This is a genomic window from Acinetobacter sp. N1-1, assembly GCF_056711485.1.
This window is the reverse complement of the sequence record NZ_JBWXUO010000012.1, coordinates 2,028,577-2,046,174: the sequence shown is the minus strand read 5'-3', so window position 1 is coordinate 2,046,174 and position 17,598 is coordinate 2,028,577. Positions and strand designations below refer to the sequence as shown.

Here is a 17,598-nt window from a genome sequence, read left to right as displayed (position 1 = left end):
TTTTTGTTTCTAAGTTATATTTAATAGCTTTCAGGAACAGCACTTAAAAACTCACGACGAGTTTCTGTATTTGTTTTGAATTCACCGACAAATGAAACGGTTCTTGTTGTTGAACTTTGTTTGCCAACGCCACGCATCATCATACACATGTGTGCAGAGTCGATGACTACAGCCACACCACGTGCACCTGTGATTTGTTCAATAGATTCGGCAATTTGTTGCGTTAGGTTCTCTTGAATTTGTAAGCGACGAGCAAACATTTCAGTAATGCGCGCAAACTTTGAAAGCCCTAATACTTGCCCTTCAGGTAGATATGCAATATGAACACGACCGTAAAAAGGTAGTAAATGATGTTCACATAAAGAATAAAATTCAATATTTTTGACTAAAACCATTTCACGGTTATCTGAAGGGAAAACCGCGTCATTGGTAACTTCTTCGAGTGTTTTATTATAGCCTGACGTCAAATACGAAAATGCTTTTGCGGCACGAAGAGGTGTGTCTTTGAGGCCCGGACGTTCAAGGTCTTCACCAACGGCTTCAAGAATATTTTCGTAGGATTGCTGCATAGACATAACAGGTGTTCACTTACACAAATTGAGCAAGGGCAGTATTGTAGCAGAAAATTTTCTTTCTAAAAGATTTAATATTCATATCAATTACTGCTGTTGATATTTAGGGTTTTTCTCTGCACGTTTTAAAAGTACTAATACAGCACCTGTACCACCTTGGTTTTCAGGAGCACTTACAAAGGCCAGTACATCTCTATGCTGTCGAAGCCAGCCATTAACGTAGGTTTTTAGTATTGCTTCTGGTCCTTTGCCATGCACAATTTTAACTACATTCTGGTTTTCGTTTTTTGCCATTTGAATGATTTGTAAGACAGCTTGACGTGCTTCCTCTACAGTACAGCCATGTAAATCGACTGCTTCAAACCAGCGTATTTTACCTGTTTTTAAGTCTTCAAATATACGATGTTGTAATGTTGCAATACGATAGCTAAGAGTTTGTTGACTTCCTACAGGGTTGAGGGCAGCTTGTGTATCTGACAGTTCTGCATGATCTTGGGTTGCATCTCCTTCGGCAGCAACTCGTTTTGCTAAAATTTGTGCATTTACTTTCTTTGTTTTGGGCTTAGTAATAGGAGCAATATTGGCAGGATCTAATTTTTTTACACCTTGTACTGCTTGTTTAAATAAAGCAGTTGCATCTTCTTCTTGGGGAGAAGTAGTAATGGGTATCTCTTTTTTTATAGAAGTGTCTTGAGATGAGTTAGCATGAGGGTATTGAATTTGTTTGCGAAATTGTTTTAAAAGACTTCGCTGTTCTTTCGAAAGAAAACTATCTGAATTACTCATAGTTAATCATGCTCAATAACAAATGAAAAAAATAAGACTGAAATAAAAAGGCAGCCATATGTTATGGACTGCCTTTTTATTGTATATAGTCACGATTATATAAGAGAAGGTACGCCAAACAAATCATAAAATGCTTGTTGAGGATTTTCTTGTTTCATAAAGCTTTCACCAACGAGAAAGTGGTGAATATGATGCTTTTGCATTTGAGCTACATCTTTTGGTGTTGCGATGCCACTTTCTGTAATAAGCATGCGTTCAGCAGGCAAGAGTTCTTTGAGACGAATAGAGTTTTTTAGATCAACTTTAAAAGTTTTAAGATCACGATTATTGACACCAAGTAAACATTTTTCATTCAGCTTTAATGCACGCTCAAGTTCATGTTCATTATGAACTTCAACGAGTACATCTAGGCCATACTCGAAGGCTGTTTTCGACATTTCTTCAAGTTGTTGATCCGATAGACATGCAACAATAAGTAAAATACAGTCAGCATGTAAAGCACGTGCTTCAACCACATTATATGGGTCGATCAGAAAATCTTTTCGCAGTGCGGGCAAGTTACAGTTTTGTCTTGCAATATGAATATTTTTATCTGCACCCTGAAAGAAATCTTGATCTGTCAGTACAGATAAACATACTGCACCTGCTTGCTCATACTGCTGTGCAATTTCAGCAGGATCAAAATTTTTACGTATAATACCTTTCGATGGTGAAGCTTTTTTAATTTCAGCAATAACGCCCGGTGTTTTGCGATTGAGTGCTTCTGAGAATGAACGAATTGGGCTGGCATTTTTTGTAAATTGTTCTAAGTCATATAAAGTGTATTGCTTACGACGTATAGCAAGCTCTTCAACTTTACGGTCAATGATTTTACCTAAAATGGTGTTGGAGATATCCATAAGCTTACTCAGTTGTTGTTGGATCAACAAGTTTTAAAGTTTTTGTATATTCGGCAAATACACTCATTTTCTCAAGAGCTTGTCCGCCGTCGATAATGTCTTGTGCGAAAGCAACACCTTGTGCATAGTCTTTTGCAAGTCCAGAAACATAAATACCAGCACCTGCGTTGAGTGCAATGATGTCTGCCGCTTTTTGACCTATTTCAGACTTTTTACGACCAAGTGCATCTTTAATGAGTTTCAGACTATCTTGAGAGCTATCTACACTTAATCCGCTTAATGTTTGTATTTGAATACCAACATCTTCAGGGTAAATTTGCCAAGTTGTTATTTCACCGTTTTTAAGCTCAGCAACGGTTGTTTTTGTGGCTAGGCTAATTTCATCTAAACCATCTTGTGAATGTACAACCATAACATGTACCGCACCAAGGTTTTTCAGTACTTCAGCAATAGGAATACATAACTCTTCAGAGAAAACACCTACAACTAAACGTTGTACACCAGCAGGGTTTGTAAGTGGTCCTAAAAGGTTGAATATAGTGCGAATACCTAATTCTTTGCGAGGAGTAATGGCATATTTCATTGCTTTGTGATGGTTAGGTGCGAATAAAAAGCCTATCCCCATTTCATTTAAACAGCGCTCAGTTTGAGAAACTGATAGATCTAAATGAATACCTGCTTTTTCAAGTAAATCTGACGATCCAGAGTGACTTGAAACACCTCTGTTCCCATGTTTGGCAACAGTTGCACCTGCTGATGATATGACAAAGCTTGCAGCCGTAGATACATTAAATAGGTTTTGTCCATCGCCACCTGTACCTACAATATCGATAAGGTGTTTAGTATTCTTAGGTTTAACCTGAATAGCAAGTTCACGCATGACCTGAGCTGATGCTGTAATTTCTTCGATAGTTTCACCTTTTAAACGTAAACCCATCAAAAATGCACCAATTTGGGCATTAGTCGTTTCGCCTTGCATGATGCTATACATTACATCTTTCATTTGGGGTTTAGTCAAATGGATGTTTTTTGTCATATTTTTTATAGCTTGTTGAATATTCATGATGTCACTTGTATGTCTCTAAAAAGTTCTTGAAAATTTGATGTCCATGTTGGCTTAGAATAGATTCAGGGTGAAATTGAACACCTTCTATAGGAAGTGTTTTGTGTTTTACACCCATTATTTCTTCTATTGAGCCATCAGATTGATTTGTCCAACAAGTAACTTCTAGACATTCAGGAAGTGTATCTTGATCTATAACAAGTGAATGGTAGCGTGTTGCAGTAAAGGGTGAAGGTAGATTAGAAAAGATACCAACATCTTTATGGTACATCTCTGATAGTCTGCCGTGCATAACTGTTTTGGCTCGAACAGTATTACCACCAAATGCTTGTCCAATACTTTGATGCCCTAAACAAACACCAAGTATTGGAATTTTTCCAGCGAAGTGCTGAATGGCTGCAATTGAAATACCTGCTTCGGTTGGAGAGCATGGCCCAGGACCAATGACAAGGTATTGAGGTTGCCATCGTTCGATATCCTCTAATGATATTTGGTCATTGCGAACAACTTTAACTTCTTGGTCTAACTCGCCAAAGTATTGGACGATGTTATAGGTAAAGCTATCGTAGTTATCAATCATCAGAAGCATGTTAATGGCAACCTTTTGAAAATTAAAATATTATTTGCAGTATTTGTGTTTATTACCCGTTCTATTACCCGTTTTGGTGAAAATTACAGGCACATGATAATAAAAAAGCCACTTGGTTAAGTGGCTACTATATCAGATTTTTTATGTTCTTCTACTTTTTGCTTTACATACGATGAATACCAAAAAACATCCCTTTCAGAAATCTTAATCGGGCTTTGAATATCACCTTTATTAATTAGCTCGTAAAACTTGTATCTAGTAACACCAAGAAAGTACATAAACTCTTTTGCTCTAATTCTGCGATCAATCTCCATTTCACACCTCACGCATACCGATAACTAACATCATTACATTTCTTCACCCAAGGCTTGAAGCGTTGCTTGTAACAGTCTTTGCAATTCGATTCTAGAATTTGGGTGCCATCTTTTTTAATACGACCAGTGCCGTAGAAAAACTCTTTCGTAGCAGGGAAGTACTCACCGCAGTGAATACATTGTTTTTCTGTGCCGAGTTCGGTTTGGATGTATTTAGTCATGTTCTACAACCTTATATGAAACATGGCATCCAACCTCAACCAATGTCCCTCCACCACAACTTTGGCAATTAATTTCTATGACTGCACCATCATGAAAATAACCACAATGGGCATGCTCATTAGCAACTTCGCTTACATCAATTGCTCTGTTGCAATGGCTGCACTCTATATACTTTTGTGTACTCATATGCTTGGCTCTGCTTCGACCATGGACCGTTGCAATCTTTTACGTTCATAAAGCTCACCAAGCTTCATTGCTTTTGCAACAAGCATTTCAAGTTCTTCTTCACCATTATTAATGAGTAAGTCTGCTATAAGTTCATTTGACTTTTGAGTTATTTCTGCATCAATCAAGTTTGTATCATCATCAGATACTTTTATGCCTAATAGTTGTTTCGGCACCAAAACAAACTCACCACTTTCAATTTTTTCGAGTTTTTGTTTTAGCTCGGTGATTTTGTTCAAGCAGTCACTTAAAACAACATCTATATCCGTATCTCTTGGTGGAACGTGCATTGCATCTATTTTGCTACAATACATATCCATCGCACTTTCAATTCTTTTCTCTAAATCAATCATTTCCAAAGCTCCTAACGTCCGTATCCATAGCCCTGACTAGGGTTGCCATAGTTATTATTTTGCTGACCATCTTGACGCTGACTATCTAGCATCTGCATTTGATCACCCCGAATCTCCGTCGTATATTGAGTCTGACCGTTTTGATCAGTCCACTGACGAGTACGAAGAGAGCCTTCAATGTAGACCTTTGAACCTTTATGCAAATACTGCTGTGCTATTTCACCAAGGCGATTGTTTAGAACGATACGTATCCACTCAGTATTTTCTTTACGCTCACCGCTATTTTTATCAACCCAGCTCTCTGAAACAGCAATAGAGAATTGGGTAATTGAACCACCATTAGGGAAACTCTTAGTTTCAGGGTCTTTACCCAACGTCCCGACAAGAATTACTTTATTTACGCCACGCATTATTCAGCCCTCAATACTTAATCGAAATATGTGGAATTTCATTTTTATAAATGGCTTTAATCAATCCCTGAGCCTGTTCTTCAGATAAACCTAAGTTGGCCATAGCCAAAACAATGCTTTTATTTACAGAACGCATGTGCTCTTTATCTGCAATTCTTTTTGCCTCAGCCTTTTGTTCAGCTTCTAGTCGTTGCTGTGTTTCACGTTCAATGCGAATACGTTCAGCCTCAACCGCTTTCTGTTTGTCAATTTCAGCCTGTTTTTTACGCTCCTCAGCCTGACGTTGCAATTCAATTTCACGTAACTCAGCAGCTTCTTTCTGGGCTTTTAGCAGTTCTTCACGTTTCAATGCCTCAGCCTTTTCACGCTCTACACGTTCAGCCTCAGCCTTGGCTTTCTTTTCAGCTTCTTGCTTGGCTTTCTCAACTGCTTCACGTGCAATGCGTTCATCATGTTCACGTTGTAGTCGCTCAGCTTCTTCTTTACGAACACGTTCTAATTCAACTTGTTCAGCTTCATACTTCTCACGATCTGTTAGGGCAGTGCGTAACTTCTCAAGTGTTTCGTATTTAGCAAGTTTGGCTTCTTGTTCAAATTCTTCATATCTTGAATCAATAATTAGATTCTCTATGAAAGCTAAATCACCTTTGATTTTCAAAAGGGTAGTGTTTAAAAAATCAGTTAAGGCATAATTTTTAATAAGCTGAATAGCATCTTTATGCTTGGCTATACGGTCCTTTTCTGCTTGCTCCCAAGCATCACGAGGCGCTAAGATTTCAGCACGTAAAGCATCAAACTTTTTAGTCACCGAAATACGGTCATCATCAATCATTTTGATTTGTGCTTTCTGTTCAGCAACAAGCTCTTTGCCATGCTTTTCAATTAGTGTTTTAGTCTTGCTAACTTTCATTGCAAGAGAGCCAATAGCATCACGACCTTTTTTAGTTGTCACGTCGGGAACATAAGAACGTGCTTCTGTTGCAATACGTTCAAACAGTTCATCTGTACCACCACGTTTTGCGAATGCTGAAACAATTGCATTCTGTTCAATAATTTGTAATTCGTTCATCTTCTTATCCCAAAAACTATATATGTATAACAAGCGACACATCGACCTTTCGTATCTGCTTGCATGAGTTGCTTACAGTGGAAGCAGTATTCAAATTTCATCTAAGCGTTGCCGTGAGCTTGAATTAATGACTGCTTCTTATTGCCACAAGCACTCACAATTTCTGCTTCATAATCTGTGTTTTTGAACTGTGAGTAGATAATTCCAAGTTCAGCTACATCTGATGTTTTTTCTATGCGTTGAATTGCTTCATCGAATGCAGCTTGCATCGCTTCTTCTTGGCTACGACCATCATTAAGCCAAGCAAGAATACGTTCACCTGTTTCAGCTGTAATAACTTCACCATTTGTGCTGAATAGCTTGGTACGATCTTTTGTAGGCAGAGCAGAGTGACCATCATGAACAACATCAAGTGCGACAGTTAATTCATACTCAAAACCATCGCGTTGCTCAGCTTTCATACCCAGCTTAAGAATCTTTTTACCCTCACCTTGTACCGTCTCAGTTTTGGCACGTGTTGTGGTGATGATATGCATATCCGTTTGAAGTAACGCATCAATAAACTTGCGATGGCGTGGCGTAGTTTCAGACCATGCACTCCAAGAGTTTCCACGGAAACGTGTTCTAGCTATTTCATCATTGATTTCTAAACAACCACCTGTACCAGTCCATTCGTGTGTTACGGAGTCAATAATAAGAACGTCATAACCCATGTTGTGTGCGGTTTGGATCGCACCGACATATCGCTCAGGTGTGTAGGGTGGGCGTAGTGGCAACGTATCAAAAACAAACTCATTGGCGTACAAAGAAGCCGATTCATTTTCTGTATCAATAACTGCAATTTTCTGACCTAAACCACTTGCTAAAGTAAGTGCAGAGTAGGTTTTACCACTACCTGATGGGCCATTTAAGTTAAGCTTTAATTTCGCTTTTTTGCGCTCAGCCTTAGTAAATACAAAGTGTTCCATGATTAATCCCCTTTATATTTTCTTGATGAGTAGATTTCAGGTTTTTGAGTAGATCTCTCAGCCAACTCCTGGGAAACACGAATATAATTCGGATCTGAAACAGGTAATCCTTTTGCATTACGCCATAAACTATAGATAGCCTGTGTCTTAGGATTTCCATAAACCAAGTTGTCATGCTTATGAAAATCTACATGAAGCTCGTATTTTCTATATGTAAGCTCAAACTCAGCTTGATCAGGAGTAACAACATCAAGTGATTGAATGTGTGATTTAGGGATAACCTCACCATCTAGGTTTTTGAAGTTCCCACTCTCTTTTACAGCTTTGATAAATTCATAGCCTGTGAGTGCAGTAGTCACTAGATACATTTTCATGCGTACACCTCACCAAATAGTTCAGCTTCTTCCTGTTGACGCACCTGGTCTTTAATGTGCATCGATTCTTGGGTGAGCTTGGTATGCTCAGCATTGGTTAAGTGACCAAGCATGTAGAGTGTTTCGACAACGGCTTGTTTTTCTTGCCACGTATCGTTTTTGAATACGTTAAGAACGTGTTGTGCTTGAGAGTCTTGAACATTCATTAGAAATTCACTCCTAAAAACACAGCGATAGAAACCAAAATAGAGAAGGCGGTTAGAGTTTTAGCATCCTCAATCAGACGCTTTTTAAATAACTTCTTGTTTTGACTGCGGATTAGCTTTTTAACTAATCGCTGTTGATTTGCTAGATTGTTCTGTTGCATAATTACCTCGTTACGATGGAAAGCCCATGTTTGATTTCGAAGGTCTACATGGGCTTTTTATTGTCTTGGTAATGCAATTATGCATAAATGCATTAAATAATGCAATACTAAATTATGCATAATTGCATTATTTTGTTTTTTTCATTTATAATACCCAAAAGAAAGCCCCGCATAGTGCAGGGCTGAAGGTGTGTTAATAATTTATTTTAAAACTCAAGATTTCCTTGTCTTACTATCTTATGTTCTAAGACTTCAATAATTTCATAATCTATTTTTAGTTTGCCATGCGAGAACTTTTGGCTTGTTCTTAGTTTAACTTTTAATAGATCGCCTTTTCCAAATCTAATTTCTCCATTATCAATATTTTGAAGAAATAGGTCATCTAAGATCGAGGCACTAATAGTTGTGTCGCCATAAGCAAATTTCCATTTATTTTTTTCTCTAAAAGTAAGGGAATCTATTTGCAAATAAGAGATAGAAATATTTTCTCCTAGATCATCTTCAGTATCTTGGAACTTAAAATATGGAACTTCATCACTTGAAATAAAGAGGGCGACATTTTCTTTATCATCATCTTTTACAACATAAAATGAATCAATCCCATCTTTATCTAAAGGTTCTAGCATTTTCTTTAAGTCTGATGCGATTGTTTTATTGCGATATAATCGTAATACCTCTTTGGAGACTTCCATGTACTCTGTTTCACTATAGAATACTTTAGCTCCATTCAAATTTTCTTCAATTTTTAAAGGTGGTTCGCCTTTGAGTTTTTTATAGAGGGCGATTACACCACCGCCAAATAAACCAATCAAACCAATTAAACCGCTTGCGTTTGCGGCTGCTGTAACAGCATCACTAAGCAAAAGATGCTTAACTTGACTAACCCAGTGTAGGTGCTCAATAAACTCAATTCCAAAGCTACCTTGTTTAAAGTTTGCCTTAACTTTAAGCTCGACTTTAAGTTTATCTCCATTAATTTCTTTATTGGCATTAGTCAAAAGGTCATTAATAGCTAACATAGCAGGTGCAAGATCACGCACGTCCATTACGTGAGTATCCAATGCACTACCATCATAAACTATATGAAATCTCTGACTCATATCTTCTTCAACCACGCATAAATCTTTAGCCATATTATTTTAACCGTTAAACTCAAGCAAATCCTATTTAGTTATTTCTTTTTCAGCAATTGGTATTCAATTTCTTCTATCACGTTTTGATCTTGAACCACCGAGTGGTCTAAATGCATCAATTACTAAACCAACCAATTCAGCACCTTCTTCAAATTCAATAATATTCGGCTGAAAATTAGGATTAAGTGCTTGTAAGTATTTGCGCCCATCAGTCTCTATAACTAATTTTTTAAATGTGGCATCAGTATTGTGGCGAACAACAATTAGATCACCTGAGATAAGCTCTGAGGCGCATAGGGTGGGATTTATAAGAATGTAATCGCCTTCCATGTATGTTGGGAAATTACTAATGCCAACAACTCTTAAATAAAAACACTCTGCAGGATCATCCATGCTTAAAGGTGGTAGCCATTCATTAATTTCTGATCTGTCTACTGTCTCAACAGAAGTCATTGAGCCTGCTTGTACCCAAGAAAGTACAGGCAATAATTTTGATGTTACTGGGACGACGTTGTTGTCTAGCTTAGCGGAGTTTGATTCGTCTTTGCTCTCTACACTTAAGTCTTTGTCAAATAAGTCACTAATAGATATTCCTGCCCATTGAGCAAAAGGCTCCAGAGTTGATCTTCTAGGGTCTTTTGTTACCCCTGTCTGAATGCGAAATATAGTGGATTGCTTAATCCGAGGGTTTTTTTGCTCAAGATCGTTAGGATTGGTTTTGTACTTATTTAAAAGAAATTCAATATTTGATACTAGAAAGCTCATATCACTACAGCCATTGTTTTAATACATTTTATGCTAAAAAGCATAAAACTAAAGTAATAACTCACTAATGCATTGACAATTATGCAAACATGCATAAAATAGAAAAATAAAGTGAGAGGAAATAAATCATGACTTTGAAAGAGAAAATAGAATTTCTGCACTCAAAAGGTTACACGCAACAAAAAATCGGTAATGAAACAGGAATTGGGCAAAGCTCAATCTCAAGAATTTTGCGTGGTGAGCAACAGAGTGTTGGATACGAAAAAGGTAGGAATCTTGACTGCCTTGTTGAAAAAAACCAAACATCATTTTTAGTGGCTTAAGGAAAAAAATATGAGTCTTGAAAAGAAATCTACACATGTTCGGTTGTCTCCTGAAATCCATAAGCGAGCCAAAGTTATGGCCGCCATTAAAGAAAAAGATCTTGCTCAATATCTAGCATTTCTTATTGAAAAAGAAATCGTTGGCGAGTGGCATGTACTTAATTTACAAGCAAAAGCATTTGAGCGCTTGGGATTAGGAGCTTTAATGCGGGAGTTGTCCACAGAAGTTGATCTTCAAGAGGAGTCAGAGGGGATTCATGGGGATTCAGACAAAGAAAAAGCCTGATGTCGAAGATCAGGCTTTTGGTATTCAAACATAGAGGCGAATGAATATGAATAATTTAGCAGAAAAAACTTTACAAGAAAAGGTTTTAAAAGTGCAAAAGGCTTTTGCTCTATTTTCAGAGCAACGGACTTTAGAAAATGCCCAAGCCTTATCTGTTGCAGAGTGGGAATTATGTGCATATGTGACTGGGAGTATGAAATGAGTCATTATGAAACGCTTAAAGGGCTTGGACGAGCTGTAGCTTACTATCCGAAGCTCGGTAACATGCTAGGCAATCCACTTGCAGGCATTTTTCTATGCCAACTGGTTTATTGGAATGATAAAACGGACAATAAGCTTGGTGTGTACAAGACGGCTGAAGAGTGGAAAACAGAAACAGCTATGTCGTATAGCCAACAGAGCACAGCAAGAAAATTACTGCGCTCACTTGGTATTTTGATTGAAACAGAAAAGCGTTTAGAGCACAAAATATTCTTCAAATTAGACGTTGTTGCTTTCGATAAATGGTTTCAAAAAAACCTAGAAAACAATGATAAAGAGCTAGATAAAAACAGTGAATCTCGCGAACAACAAAACGTTAATTCCCGAAATGATGATTTCGAGTTCGGGAGTCAAGGAAACGTAAGTTCGGGGGCACTAAATTCTAATTCCGTTATACACAAGATTACTTCACTAGATTACAAACACAAGAATACAAGTAAAAAACATGGGGGGTATTCAAAAACCTTTGAAAAATTCTGGTCAAGTTATCCAACGTGTAAACGCAAATCTGATAAATCGGGAACAGCAAAAACTTTTGCAAAATACGAATCGAGTGTTGATCTTGATTTACTGATTTCTGTTCTTGAAAAACAAAAACAAGATGCATCTTGGATAAAACAGGATGGTGAGTACATTCCATCACCGTCAGCATGGTTAAACCAAAAACAATGGGAAAATGATTTCTGGGTTACTAGAGCCAATGGTTCACCTGAAAAACAAGAAGCCCAAGGAACAGGATTCACTTTCCAACTTCCTACCAAACCAAAAGGTTTTTTAGGAGGTAATCAATGATTGGCTCAAAAATTCATAACGTACAGATCGAGCAGTTTGTTTTGGCAACACTGATGTCGGTTGAAAACTCATACGGCACGGTTGAAAACCTACTCACTGAAAACGAATTTTACTCAATGCGTCACCAAGAGATATTTAAATCAATCGTAGCGCTTGATAAACAAAACTCATCATACGATGCAATGATCGTTAAACAGTACCTTGAGTCACATCAAAAACTAGAATCTGTTGGTGGTGAGCAGTATTTGATTGAATTGCTCAGTGAAGTACCTGCAAGTGCATCAAATCTTAAATCGCATGTTGAGCAACTTAAAAACCTCTCTGTATGCCGTGCTGTAGAGTCACAAGCTGAGAAGATTATGCAACAAGCGAGAAACCTCACAGTAAGCCGTGGTGACTTGGTGATGAATGCTCAGTCGGCTTTTGCTGAAATTACAGCAGAGCAAGAAACAGAAAACTTATTCCATATTCATGATGCTGCTGCAAACACCTTTGAAGAAATGGCTAGAAAAATGGAATTGGCAATTGAAGGTAAATCTGCGATTACAGGTATTCAAACAGGAATTTATGATTTAGATAAAAAACTCGGTGATGTTGAAAAGGGTTCACTTGTTGTTTTAGCTGCACGTCCTGCCATGGGGAAAACAACCATGCTTCAGACAATCGCAAGTCATGTATCTATTCACCAAGGTAAGCCAACACTCATCATGTCAGGCGAAATGCCGAAAGAACAAATTGCAATGCGTCTGTGCTGCTCAATCGCACCTGCCAATATCGGGCTTGTACGCAACACACCGCACCTTTTGCCTAAAGAGGAGTACTCGGCATACACACAAGCCGTAGTCGCGCTTAAAAACGTTCCTATGGAGATTAACGACACGTCTAGACCGTCAATCTCAAACATTCGTGAAGCTCTAAGAAAAACTAAGCACAAATACGGGTCTGTCGGTGCAGTGTTTATTGATTACTTACAGATTATGAAAACAACCAAACAGTTCGCACGTGAAGATCTAAAGATTGCATATTTCACTGGTGAGTTGAAAGCCATGGCGAAAGAATTTGATTGCGTTGTTGTTCTACTTTCTCAGCTCAACCGTAGTTTGGAAACACGCAACGATAAACGTCCACTCATGTCGGATTTACGTGAATCTGGAGCAATTGAGCAAGATGCAGACCAAATCATATTTCTATACCGCGATGAGGTTTATCACAAGGAATCGAAATACCAAGGTATTGCCGAAGCGATTGTGGGGAAAAATAGACATGGGGAAATTGGTACTGCAATGATGCATGCACAATTAAATTACTGCCAATTTTCTAATTTAGATGCAATGGCACTTGAGCAACTACATGGGGAAGCAGCATGAAAACAATCCAAGTCACTGAGCTAGATTTGAAATCAGATGATTTAGATTTATTTGCTAAAGCAGCTGCGAAATGCAAACACGGTGCTGGGTATTGTCAAGTTGATGGATTTTGTTGGGCAAATGGAGTGTGTTTTAAAGAACCATCACATGAGGATGCATTGGTGGAAATCGAAAAGCTAAAAGCTGAACTGTCTGAGATTACAGTCAAATATAACCTTTTAAGGTTTTGTCACGCTCGAATTATTGATGTCTTAGAAAAAAATATTGCAGAAAGAGTAAATAAAAAGGACGACAAAGTATTCTCTTTGAAGTTTGTTCTGAATTTGGTTAAGAGGGAATTGGCATGAAAGCGAATGAATTAGACAATCGTTTGATGGGCATGAATTTAAGCGAATTACAACAAGAACATGCCGAACTATTAGCATTCAATGAAAAGCTAGACCGTGAACGTAATCAGTACCGAGATCAGGCAACTAAGTATCGTAGAAAAGTGGAAATGATAGCTGGTTTATTTGTCGCACCAGGTGATGACCATGAGCTAACACTTAAAGCTATAAAGACAATAATTGATACGGTGGGTGGGTAATGAGTGAATTTAAGGTGGGTGATTGGGTTTTTGATGTTCTGCTTGATGATGTAGTTAGGTATCACAGCGGTTATGACAACCTTAGTGATGCACATAAAGACATGGTGCTAAGACATGCTACACCAAAAGAAATTGAAGAAATCAAAGCAGGGAAGCGATTGCCATGAGTGAAGATAAATTTTTAATAATCATGATAACGGTGATTATCTCAGTAATGATGATTTCTAGTACGTGTGTGGCGATTTGGGGTAAATAGCCATGAATAAGTTTAAGAAAGGTGATGTTGTTGTACATACTGAATTTGAAGATTTATGGCCAGACATCTATGAGGTTACTGGGGTGTTTGATCAAGATATGCGTCAAACGGTTTTTGTAACTAATCATCGTAGTTTTGAGATTGGATTTAGAGCTGAACACTTGCGTCATGCTACATCCGAAGAAATACACCAAGGATATAGAAATGACTGAATATAAGGTGGGTGATTTGATTTGCCACAATAAATACCATCGTGGATTATTAGAAATTATTGAAGTGCATGATTGGTATGTGGTTATTGGTAAGCATTCAAGAGTGGTGTTAAGCAAAAATATGATTAGACACGCAACCCAAAAAGAAATCAAAGCAGGGAGACGGTTGCCATGAATAAACATGACCAAACAGAGGCAGACAATGCGTAGAGCTGCCAAAGTCGATGCCAATCAAACAGAGATTGTTCAGGCATTACGTCAGATCGGGTGCACAGTAGAACACTTGCACTCGGTGGGGCGAGGTTGTCCCGATTTGTTGTGTGGATTTCGGAACAATAACTACCTACTCGAAGTGAAGGACGGAAGTAAGCCAAAATCAAGTAGAAAGCTAACACCTGATCAGATGGTATGGCATGAAACATGGCGAGGTCGGGTTTATGTGGTTGAGAGTGTAGATCAAGCAATAACAGTAATACAAAAAGGATAAGGGTTAAAGATGAACGCAGTTGCAGAAAAATTTGAAAACTTTGAGTGGTATATGAAGGGGTTGACTGCTTCATCTCCAAACTTTGAACCAAACATACACGGTACAGGAGCAAAACCTTTGGATTATCAAGACCGACTTGGCGTAATTGCTAAGATTGAAACACAACTTGCTAAGTCGGTGGCTTCGCTGGTGTTATTTGGGTATAAGTCGCAGAGTGATTATGAATATGTGCGTAATCATTTGGCGAATGTGATGATTTTAAATGCGACACAGGATAAGAAGCGAGAGCCACAAGGTATAGCTATGTATCACATGGCATGGTTGGTTGCACGTATGGTGATTGACTTTGCCTTAGATCCTGAATTAGAAAGTGCTTATACAGCAAAAGGGCGTTTGTTCTATGCAGGTATTAGAGATAATCAGATGACTCATAATGTGTATCGCCTTACATGGAAGCCATATGAGGAACTTATGGTTTTAGCTTTAGAGAGTGCAATCGAAGAAGCCAATAAAACTATGGTGGAATATAAAAAAGAAACGATAAAAGAAGCAAAAATATAAGCTATCATTTTTGTGATAGGTAAGGTATAGTTTCACTAAGATGGTCGTATTATTAATTATACTTAGTGGTTTGATTAAACTGCGGTCATCTACTTCGTTTTGGCTTGGATATCCGAGCGCCTGAAAAGGTTGCACTGTGATTTAGCAGTGGGCGGAGAACAAATAGGCTCACTTTATGTGGGCTTTTTTATTGCCTATAGATTTACCAACTATAGAACATGCCATCGAGTAAAACCCCTCGAATTCGAGGGAATTAAAACTAGGGCTATTGGTATGCCCGACCATAAAAGGAACGAAAGCAAGTAAAGCAGACCGTGCATGTTAGGTTTGTGTGATTGTGAGTAGCGGTGTATTAGCAGTTGGCCGAGCTAATATGTCGAATGCTAAGGCTGTCATGAATGGGGACGCAAAATAATTATGCGTCCCTTTTTTTGGCTTTAATCTGGTGTAGTTCCACCATTTTAAACCATCCAAATTAAAGGGTGTGGCAATCCGCCACATGCTTAGAACTCACTCAGCGCAAAGTTGCGCCCAGTCAAACCAATACATGTTTATAAAAACCTAAAAAATCGACATGACAGTTAGAACGTGTCGATAGGATAAATACAAGGAGTGCTTATGAACATCATAGAAGCACGTAAGCACTTAAAAAAATACCAAGTAGAACTCAACAAATACCAAAGCTTATCTCGTGAATTAATGGGCTATGACGATTTAATTCATACAGACAAGAAGATTACCTATTTCAAGAAATGCATAGCGAACATTAGAGAACAGATCAATGCTCACTAAGATATTCAGCATATTCGCATTCTTCATACAGTTTTTTAAACCCCAACAAAAGGAAGTCATCATGACTGATTTAGAGCAACAACCACAAACAGCACAACCAGTAGCAGAGCAATCTGCAGAAAGCACAATTACGACTATCGCAACAGAAGCAGAAAGCGTAATTAAAAAAGGTGTTGAAGATTTAGAAAAGGCTTATAACTTCATTCAACATGGTGTTGATCTGCTAGGCCCTGATGCTAAGTCTGAACTTTTAACACTTGCAATTAAGTTTCTTTAATTCAACAACTGCTCAAGGACGAGCAACTATGCGAAGTAATCAACGTTTAAACGCGGTTAGATCATTGCCTTGTGTGAAGTGTGGTAGTCCTTACTCTCAAGCAGCACATAGCAATTTTACCGAGCATGGGAAAGGTCGAGGTATTAAGGCCAGTGATGAATTTACGATACCGCTTTGCCATAAGTGCCATTACGAGTTTGACACGTACTCAAGTATGAAACGCGATGAGTCGAAGTTATGGTTTGAACAGATGCTGATTAAGACGAATCGGATGTTAGCGATGGACGAGAGTGAGATTTTCTAATGTTAGAAGTACCGAGTGTTTTATTTTTACTTGCTATAGCATTCTTTGCAGGTTTTGCATATTGCTATGCAGATTTTAGAGAGTCTGCTGAAAATGGAAAGACTATCGTATTTCATGGCGAACCTTATAAGATCGTAAAGCAACAATTAGAAGACAAGTAATTGGGCAACTAAACGTGGGGAAATGACGATGGACCTAAAGCAAATATTCGTCATTAAGTCCTTTACTGATGTAATGAAAGTTCACTCATTTTTAGGTCAGCACCATAGTGAAGCAGTGAGTGATAGCAAGCCTCTAATTGTGAGAGTTGATCAAAAAGAAGAAACACGTACTAAAGCTCAAAACAGATTAATTCACATGTGGTTTGGTGAGATAGCTAAACATACGGGTGATACACCAGAGCAAATGAAGTTCCTAATGAAAAAGAAATTCTTTGCGTCAATTATGGTTCGGGATAATGAAGAATCAAAAGAGCAATACGACTCGGTGATTCAGTTTAAAAAAGTGATTGAACGATTAGGTGAGAATGAGCAGAAGCACTACTGGGTGCAGTACAACAATCTTGTAAAAATGTTTGTTAAAGATCATCTAAAAACCAGTACAGCAAATACGAAGCAACTGTCAGAGTTTTGCGACAAGATACATGACTTTGCATCGATTACTTTAGGGTTATATTTGACATGCCCAGAAAATTTGAAGTGGGCTGTAGAATAATTAATATTAAATGATATATTGTTTGTTTTAAAAAATCAGAAGGAATAACAATGTATATCAGACAAGATGATACTTTGATTAACTTACAGCAAATAGACCTTATTAGACTCAATGAAAAATTGCTTAAAGTTGATATGCACTATGATGCAGATGCACCACGAATAAGAAGTGATTTTACTTTTCAATTTGAAAATATTGATCAATTTAATGAGTTTGTTGATAAAATATTGAATAGTTAATAATAACCACCTTCGGGTGGTTTTTTATGGGA

33 protein-coding genes and 1 pseudogene are annotated in these 17,598 nt (G+C 37.9%); 18 read left to right on the top strand and 16 right to left on the bottom strand.

Annotated features, from left to right (window positions below):
• Nucleotides 1-20 precede the first annotated feature (20 nt).
• The 16 genes and pseudogenes from folE to AC1MPL_RS10105 all read right to left on the bottom strand — a co-directional run bounded on the left by folE (nucleotide 21) and on the right by AC1MPL_RS10105 (nucleotide 10,109).
• Entirely contained in the window at nucleotides 21-569 is a 549-nt protein-coding gene (folE, locus tag AC1MPL_RS10180) for a GTP cyclohydrolase I FolE (RefSeq protein WP_479766217.1), read from the bottom strand.
• A gap of 90 nt (nucleotides 570-659) precedes the next feature.
• On the bottom strand, nucleotides 660-1,358 hold the full coding sequence (locus tag AC1MPL_RS10175; protein ID WP_479765800.1) for a Smr/MutS family protein: 699 nt from the start codon (nucleotides 1,356-1,358) through the stop codon (nucleotides 660-662).
• A 95-nt stretch (nucleotides 1,359-1,453) separates the two neighbouring features.
• Entirely contained in the window at nucleotides 1,454-2,257 is an 804-nt protein-coding gene (trpC, locus tag AC1MPL_RS10170) for an indole-3-glycerol phosphate synthase TrpC (RefSeq protein WP_479765799.1), read from the bottom strand.
• A 4-nt stretch (nucleotides 2,258-2,261) separates the two neighbouring features.
• The gene (trpD, locus tag AC1MPL_RS10165; protein ID WP_479765798.1) at nucleotides 2,262-3,320 is read right to left on the bottom strand and encodes an anthranilate phosphoribosyltransferase; all 1,059 of its coding nucleotides are present in this window, start codon (nucleotides 3,318-3,320) and stop codon (nucleotides 2,262-2,264) included.
• A gap of 4 nt (nucleotides 3,321-3,324) precedes the next feature.
• Nucleotides 3,325-3,909, bottom strand: coding sequence for an anthranilate synthase component II (locus AC1MPL_RS10160; protein WP_479765797.1), 585 nt, complete (start codon nucleotides 3,907-3,909; stop codon nucleotides 3,325-3,327).
• A gap of 116 nt (nucleotides 3,910-4,025) precedes the next feature.
• Nucleotides 4,026-4,223: a helix-turn-helix transcriptional regulator gene (locus tag AC1MPL_RS10155; RefSeq protein ID WP_195774037.1), complete on the bottom strand. Its 198-nt coding sequence runs from the start codon at nucleotides 4,221-4,223 to the stop codon at nucleotides 4,026-4,028.
• Between the two features lie 213 nt (nucleotides 4,224-4,436).
• Nucleotides 4,437-4,631, bottom strand: coding sequence for a hypothetical protein (locus AC1MPL_RS10150; protein ID WP_479765796.1), 195 nt, complete (start codon nucleotides 4,629-4,631; stop codon nucleotides 4,437-4,439).
• On the bottom strand, nucleotides 4,628-5,023 hold the full coding sequence (locus tag AC1MPL_RS10145; protein ID WP_479765795.1) for a hypothetical protein: 396 nt from the start codon (nucleotides 5,021-5,023) through the stop codon (nucleotides 4,628-4,630). Before AC1MPL_RS10145 ends, AC1MPL_RS10150 begins: the two co-directional genes overlap by 4 nt.
• Nucleotides 5,024-5,046: 23 nt before the next feature.
• Nucleotides 5,047-5,433 (bottom strand): annotated as a pseudogene (gene ssb, locus AC1MPL_RS10140) (single-stranded DNA-binding protein); the annotation flags it as partial.
• Nucleotides 5,434-5,443: 10 nt separating this feature from the next.
• Complete coding sequence (locus tag AC1MPL_RS10135) at nucleotides 5,444-6,502, bottom strand: hypothetical protein (protein WP_479765794.1); 1,059 nt, start codon at nucleotides 6,500-6,502, stop codon at nucleotides 5,444-5,446.
• A gap of 101 nt (nucleotides 6,503-6,603) precedes the next feature.
• The gene (locus tag AC1MPL_RS10130; RefSeq protein ID WP_479765792.1) at nucleotides 6,604-7,470 is read right to left on the bottom strand and encodes an ATP-binding protein; all 867 of its coding nucleotides are present in this window, start codon (nucleotides 7,468-7,470) and stop codon (nucleotides 6,604-6,606) included.
• A 2-nt stretch (nucleotides 7,471-7,472) separates the two neighbouring features.
• Nucleotides 7,473-7,844 (bottom strand): hypothetical protein, encoded by a 372-nt coding sequence (locus AC1MPL_RS10125; protein ID WP_479765791.1) that lies wholly within the window; start codon nucleotides 7,842-7,844, stop codon nucleotides 7,473-7,475.
• Nucleotides 7,841-8,050, bottom strand: a complete 210-nt coding sequence (locus AC1MPL_RS10120) for a hypothetical protein (protein WP_479765072.1) — start codon at nucleotides 8,048-8,050, stop codon at nucleotides 7,841-7,843. The genes AC1MPL_RS10125 and AC1MPL_RS10120 overlap by 4 nt, the downstream gene beginning before the upstream one ends.
• On the bottom strand, nucleotides 8,050-8,211 hold the full coding sequence (locus AC1MPL_RS10115; RefSeq protein ID WP_023272323.1) for a hypothetical protein: 162 nt from the start codon (nucleotides 8,209-8,211) through the stop codon (nucleotides 8,050-8,052). Before AC1MPL_RS10115 ends, AC1MPL_RS10120 begins: the two co-directional genes overlap by 1 nt.
• Before the next feature lie 206 nt (nucleotides 8,212-8,417).
• On the bottom strand, nucleotides 8,418-9,344 hold the full coding sequence (locus AC1MPL_RS10110) for an LAPAL motif-containing putative phage structural protein (RefSeq protein WP_479765790.1): 927 nt from the start codon (nucleotides 9,342-9,344) through the stop codon (nucleotides 8,418-8,420).
• A 63-nt stretch (nucleotides 9,345-9,407) separates the two neighbouring features.
• A complete protein-coding gene (locus AC1MPL_RS10105) occupies nucleotides 9,408-10,109 on the bottom strand; it encodes a S24 family peptidase (protein ID WP_479765789.1) in 702 nt (233 codons plus the stop codon).
• 128 nt (nucleotides 10,110-10,237) lie between these two features.
• Here AC1MPL_RS10105 and AC1MPL_RS10100 point away from each other — a divergent pair, with 128 nt between their 5' ends.
• The 18 genes from AC1MPL_RS10100 to AC1MPL_RS10015 all read left to right on the top strand — a co-directional run bounded on the left by AC1MPL_RS10100 (nucleotide 10,238) and on the right by AC1MPL_RS10015 (nucleotide 17,566).
• Nucleotides 10,238-10,432: a helix-turn-helix domain-containing protein gene (locus AC1MPL_RS10100; protein WP_479765788.1), complete on the top strand. Its 195-nt coding sequence runs from the start codon at nucleotides 10,238-10,240 to the stop codon at nucleotides 10,430-10,432.
• A gap of 10 nt (nucleotides 10,433-10,442) precedes the next feature.
• Entirely contained in the window at nucleotides 10,443-10,718 is a 276-nt protein-coding gene (locus AC1MPL_RS10095) for a hypothetical protein (protein ID WP_479765787.1), read from the top strand.
• 46 nt (nucleotides 10,719-10,764) lie between these two features.
• Nucleotides 10,765-10,920, top strand: a complete 156-nt coding sequence (locus tag AC1MPL_RS10090; RefSeq protein ID WP_479765786.1) for a hypothetical protein — start codon at nucleotides 10,765-10,767, stop codon at nucleotides 10,918-10,920.
• Nucleotides 10,917-11,771, top strand: coding sequence for a hypothetical protein (locus tag AC1MPL_RS10085; protein ID WP_479765785.1), 855 nt, complete (start codon nucleotides 10,917-10,919; stop codon nucleotides 11,769-11,771). The genes AC1MPL_RS10090 and AC1MPL_RS10085 overlap by 4 nt, the downstream gene beginning before the upstream one ends.
• Nucleotides 11,771-13,138 (top strand): replicative DNA helicase, encoded by a 1,368-nt coding sequence (locus tag AC1MPL_RS10080; protein ID WP_479766216.1) that lies wholly within the window; start codon nucleotides 11,771-11,773, stop codon nucleotides 13,136-13,138. The genes AC1MPL_RS10085 and AC1MPL_RS10080 overlap by 1 nt, the downstream gene beginning before the upstream one ends.
• Nucleotides 13,135-13,485 carry a hypothetical protein gene (locus AC1MPL_RS10075; protein ID WP_479765784.1) on the top strand — a complete coding sequence of 117 codons (351 nt, stop codon included), beginning with the start codon at nucleotides 13,135-13,137 and terminating at the stop codon, nucleotides 13,483-13,485. Before AC1MPL_RS10080 ends, AC1MPL_RS10075 begins: the two co-directional genes overlap by 4 nt.
• On the top strand, nucleotides 13,482-13,724 hold the full coding sequence (locus AC1MPL_RS10070; protein ID WP_479765783.1) for a hypothetical protein: 243 nt from the start codon (nucleotides 13,482-13,484) through the stop codon (nucleotides 13,722-13,724). The genes AC1MPL_RS10075 and AC1MPL_RS10070 overlap by 4 nt, the downstream gene beginning before the upstream one ends.
• Nucleotides 13,724-13,891: a hypothetical protein gene (locus AC1MPL_RS10065; RefSeq protein WP_479765782.1), complete on the top strand. Its 168-nt coding sequence runs from the start codon at nucleotides 13,724-13,726 to the stop codon at nucleotides 13,889-13,891. Before AC1MPL_RS10070 ends, AC1MPL_RS10065 begins: the two co-directional genes overlap by 1 nt.
• 91 nt (nucleotides 13,892-13,982) lie before the next feature.
• Nucleotides 13,983-14,192 carry a hypothetical protein gene (locus AC1MPL_RS10060; protein WP_479765781.1) on the top strand — a complete coding sequence of 70 codons (210 nt, stop codon included), beginning with the start codon at nucleotides 13,983-13,985 and terminating at the stop codon, nucleotides 14,190-14,192.
• Nucleotides 14,185-14,367, top strand: coding sequence for a hypothetical protein (locus AC1MPL_RS10055; protein ID WP_479765780.1), 183 nt, complete (start codon nucleotides 14,185-14,187; stop codon nucleotides 14,365-14,367). The genes AC1MPL_RS10060 and AC1MPL_RS10055 overlap by 8 nt, the downstream gene beginning before the upstream one ends.
• Before the next feature lie 6 nt (nucleotides 14,368-14,373).
• Nucleotides 14,374-14,679: a PDDEXK family nuclease gene (locus AC1MPL_RS10050; protein WP_479765778.1), complete on the top strand. Its 306-nt coding sequence runs from the start codon at nucleotides 14,374-14,376 to the stop codon at nucleotides 14,677-14,679.
• A 9-nt stretch (nucleotides 14,680-14,688) separates the two neighbouring features.
• On the top strand, nucleotides 14,689-15,240 hold the full coding sequence (locus tag AC1MPL_RS10045; RefSeq protein WP_479765777.1) for a hypothetical protein: 552 nt from the start codon (nucleotides 14,689-14,691) through the stop codon (nucleotides 15,238-15,240).
• A 618-nt stretch (nucleotides 15,241-15,858) separates the two neighbouring features.
• On the top strand, nucleotides 15,859-16,032 hold the full coding sequence (locus tag AC1MPL_RS10040; protein WP_479765087.1) for a hypothetical protein: 174 nt from the start codon (nucleotides 15,859-15,861) through the stop codon (nucleotides 16,030-16,032).
• 61 nt (nucleotides 16,033-16,093) lie between these two features.
• Nucleotides 16,094-16,309, top strand: coding sequence for a hypothetical protein (locus AC1MPL_RS10035; protein ID WP_479765776.1), 216 nt, complete (start codon nucleotides 16,094-16,096; stop codon nucleotides 16,307-16,309).
• A 28-nt stretch (nucleotides 16,310-16,337) separates the two neighbouring features.
• Nucleotides 16,338-16,613 carry a DUF968 domain-containing protein gene (locus AC1MPL_RS10030; RefSeq protein WP_479765774.1) on the top strand — a complete coding sequence of 92 codons (276 nt, stop codon included), beginning with the start codon at nucleotides 16,338-16,340 and terminating at the stop codon, nucleotides 16,611-16,613.
• A complete protein-coding gene (locus tag AC1MPL_RS10025; protein WP_479765773.1) occupies nucleotides 16,613-16,774 on the top strand; it encodes a hypothetical protein in 162 nt (53 codons plus the stop codon). The genes AC1MPL_RS10030 and AC1MPL_RS10025 overlap by 1 nt, the downstream gene beginning before the upstream one ends.
• Before the next feature lie 28 nt (nucleotides 16,775-16,802).
• Nucleotides 16,803-17,327 carry a NinB/YbcN family protein gene (locus AC1MPL_RS10020; protein WP_479765772.1) on the top strand — a complete coding sequence of 175 codons (525 nt, stop codon included), beginning with the start codon at nucleotides 16,803-16,805 and terminating at the stop codon, nucleotides 17,325-17,327.
• Between the two features lie 50 nt (nucleotides 17,328-17,377).
• Nucleotides 17,378-17,566, top strand: coding sequence for a hypothetical protein (locus AC1MPL_RS10015; RefSeq protein WP_479765771.1), 189 nt, complete (start codon nucleotides 17,378-17,380; stop codon nucleotides 17,564-17,566).
• Nucleotides 17,567-17,598 lie beyond the last annotated feature (32 nt).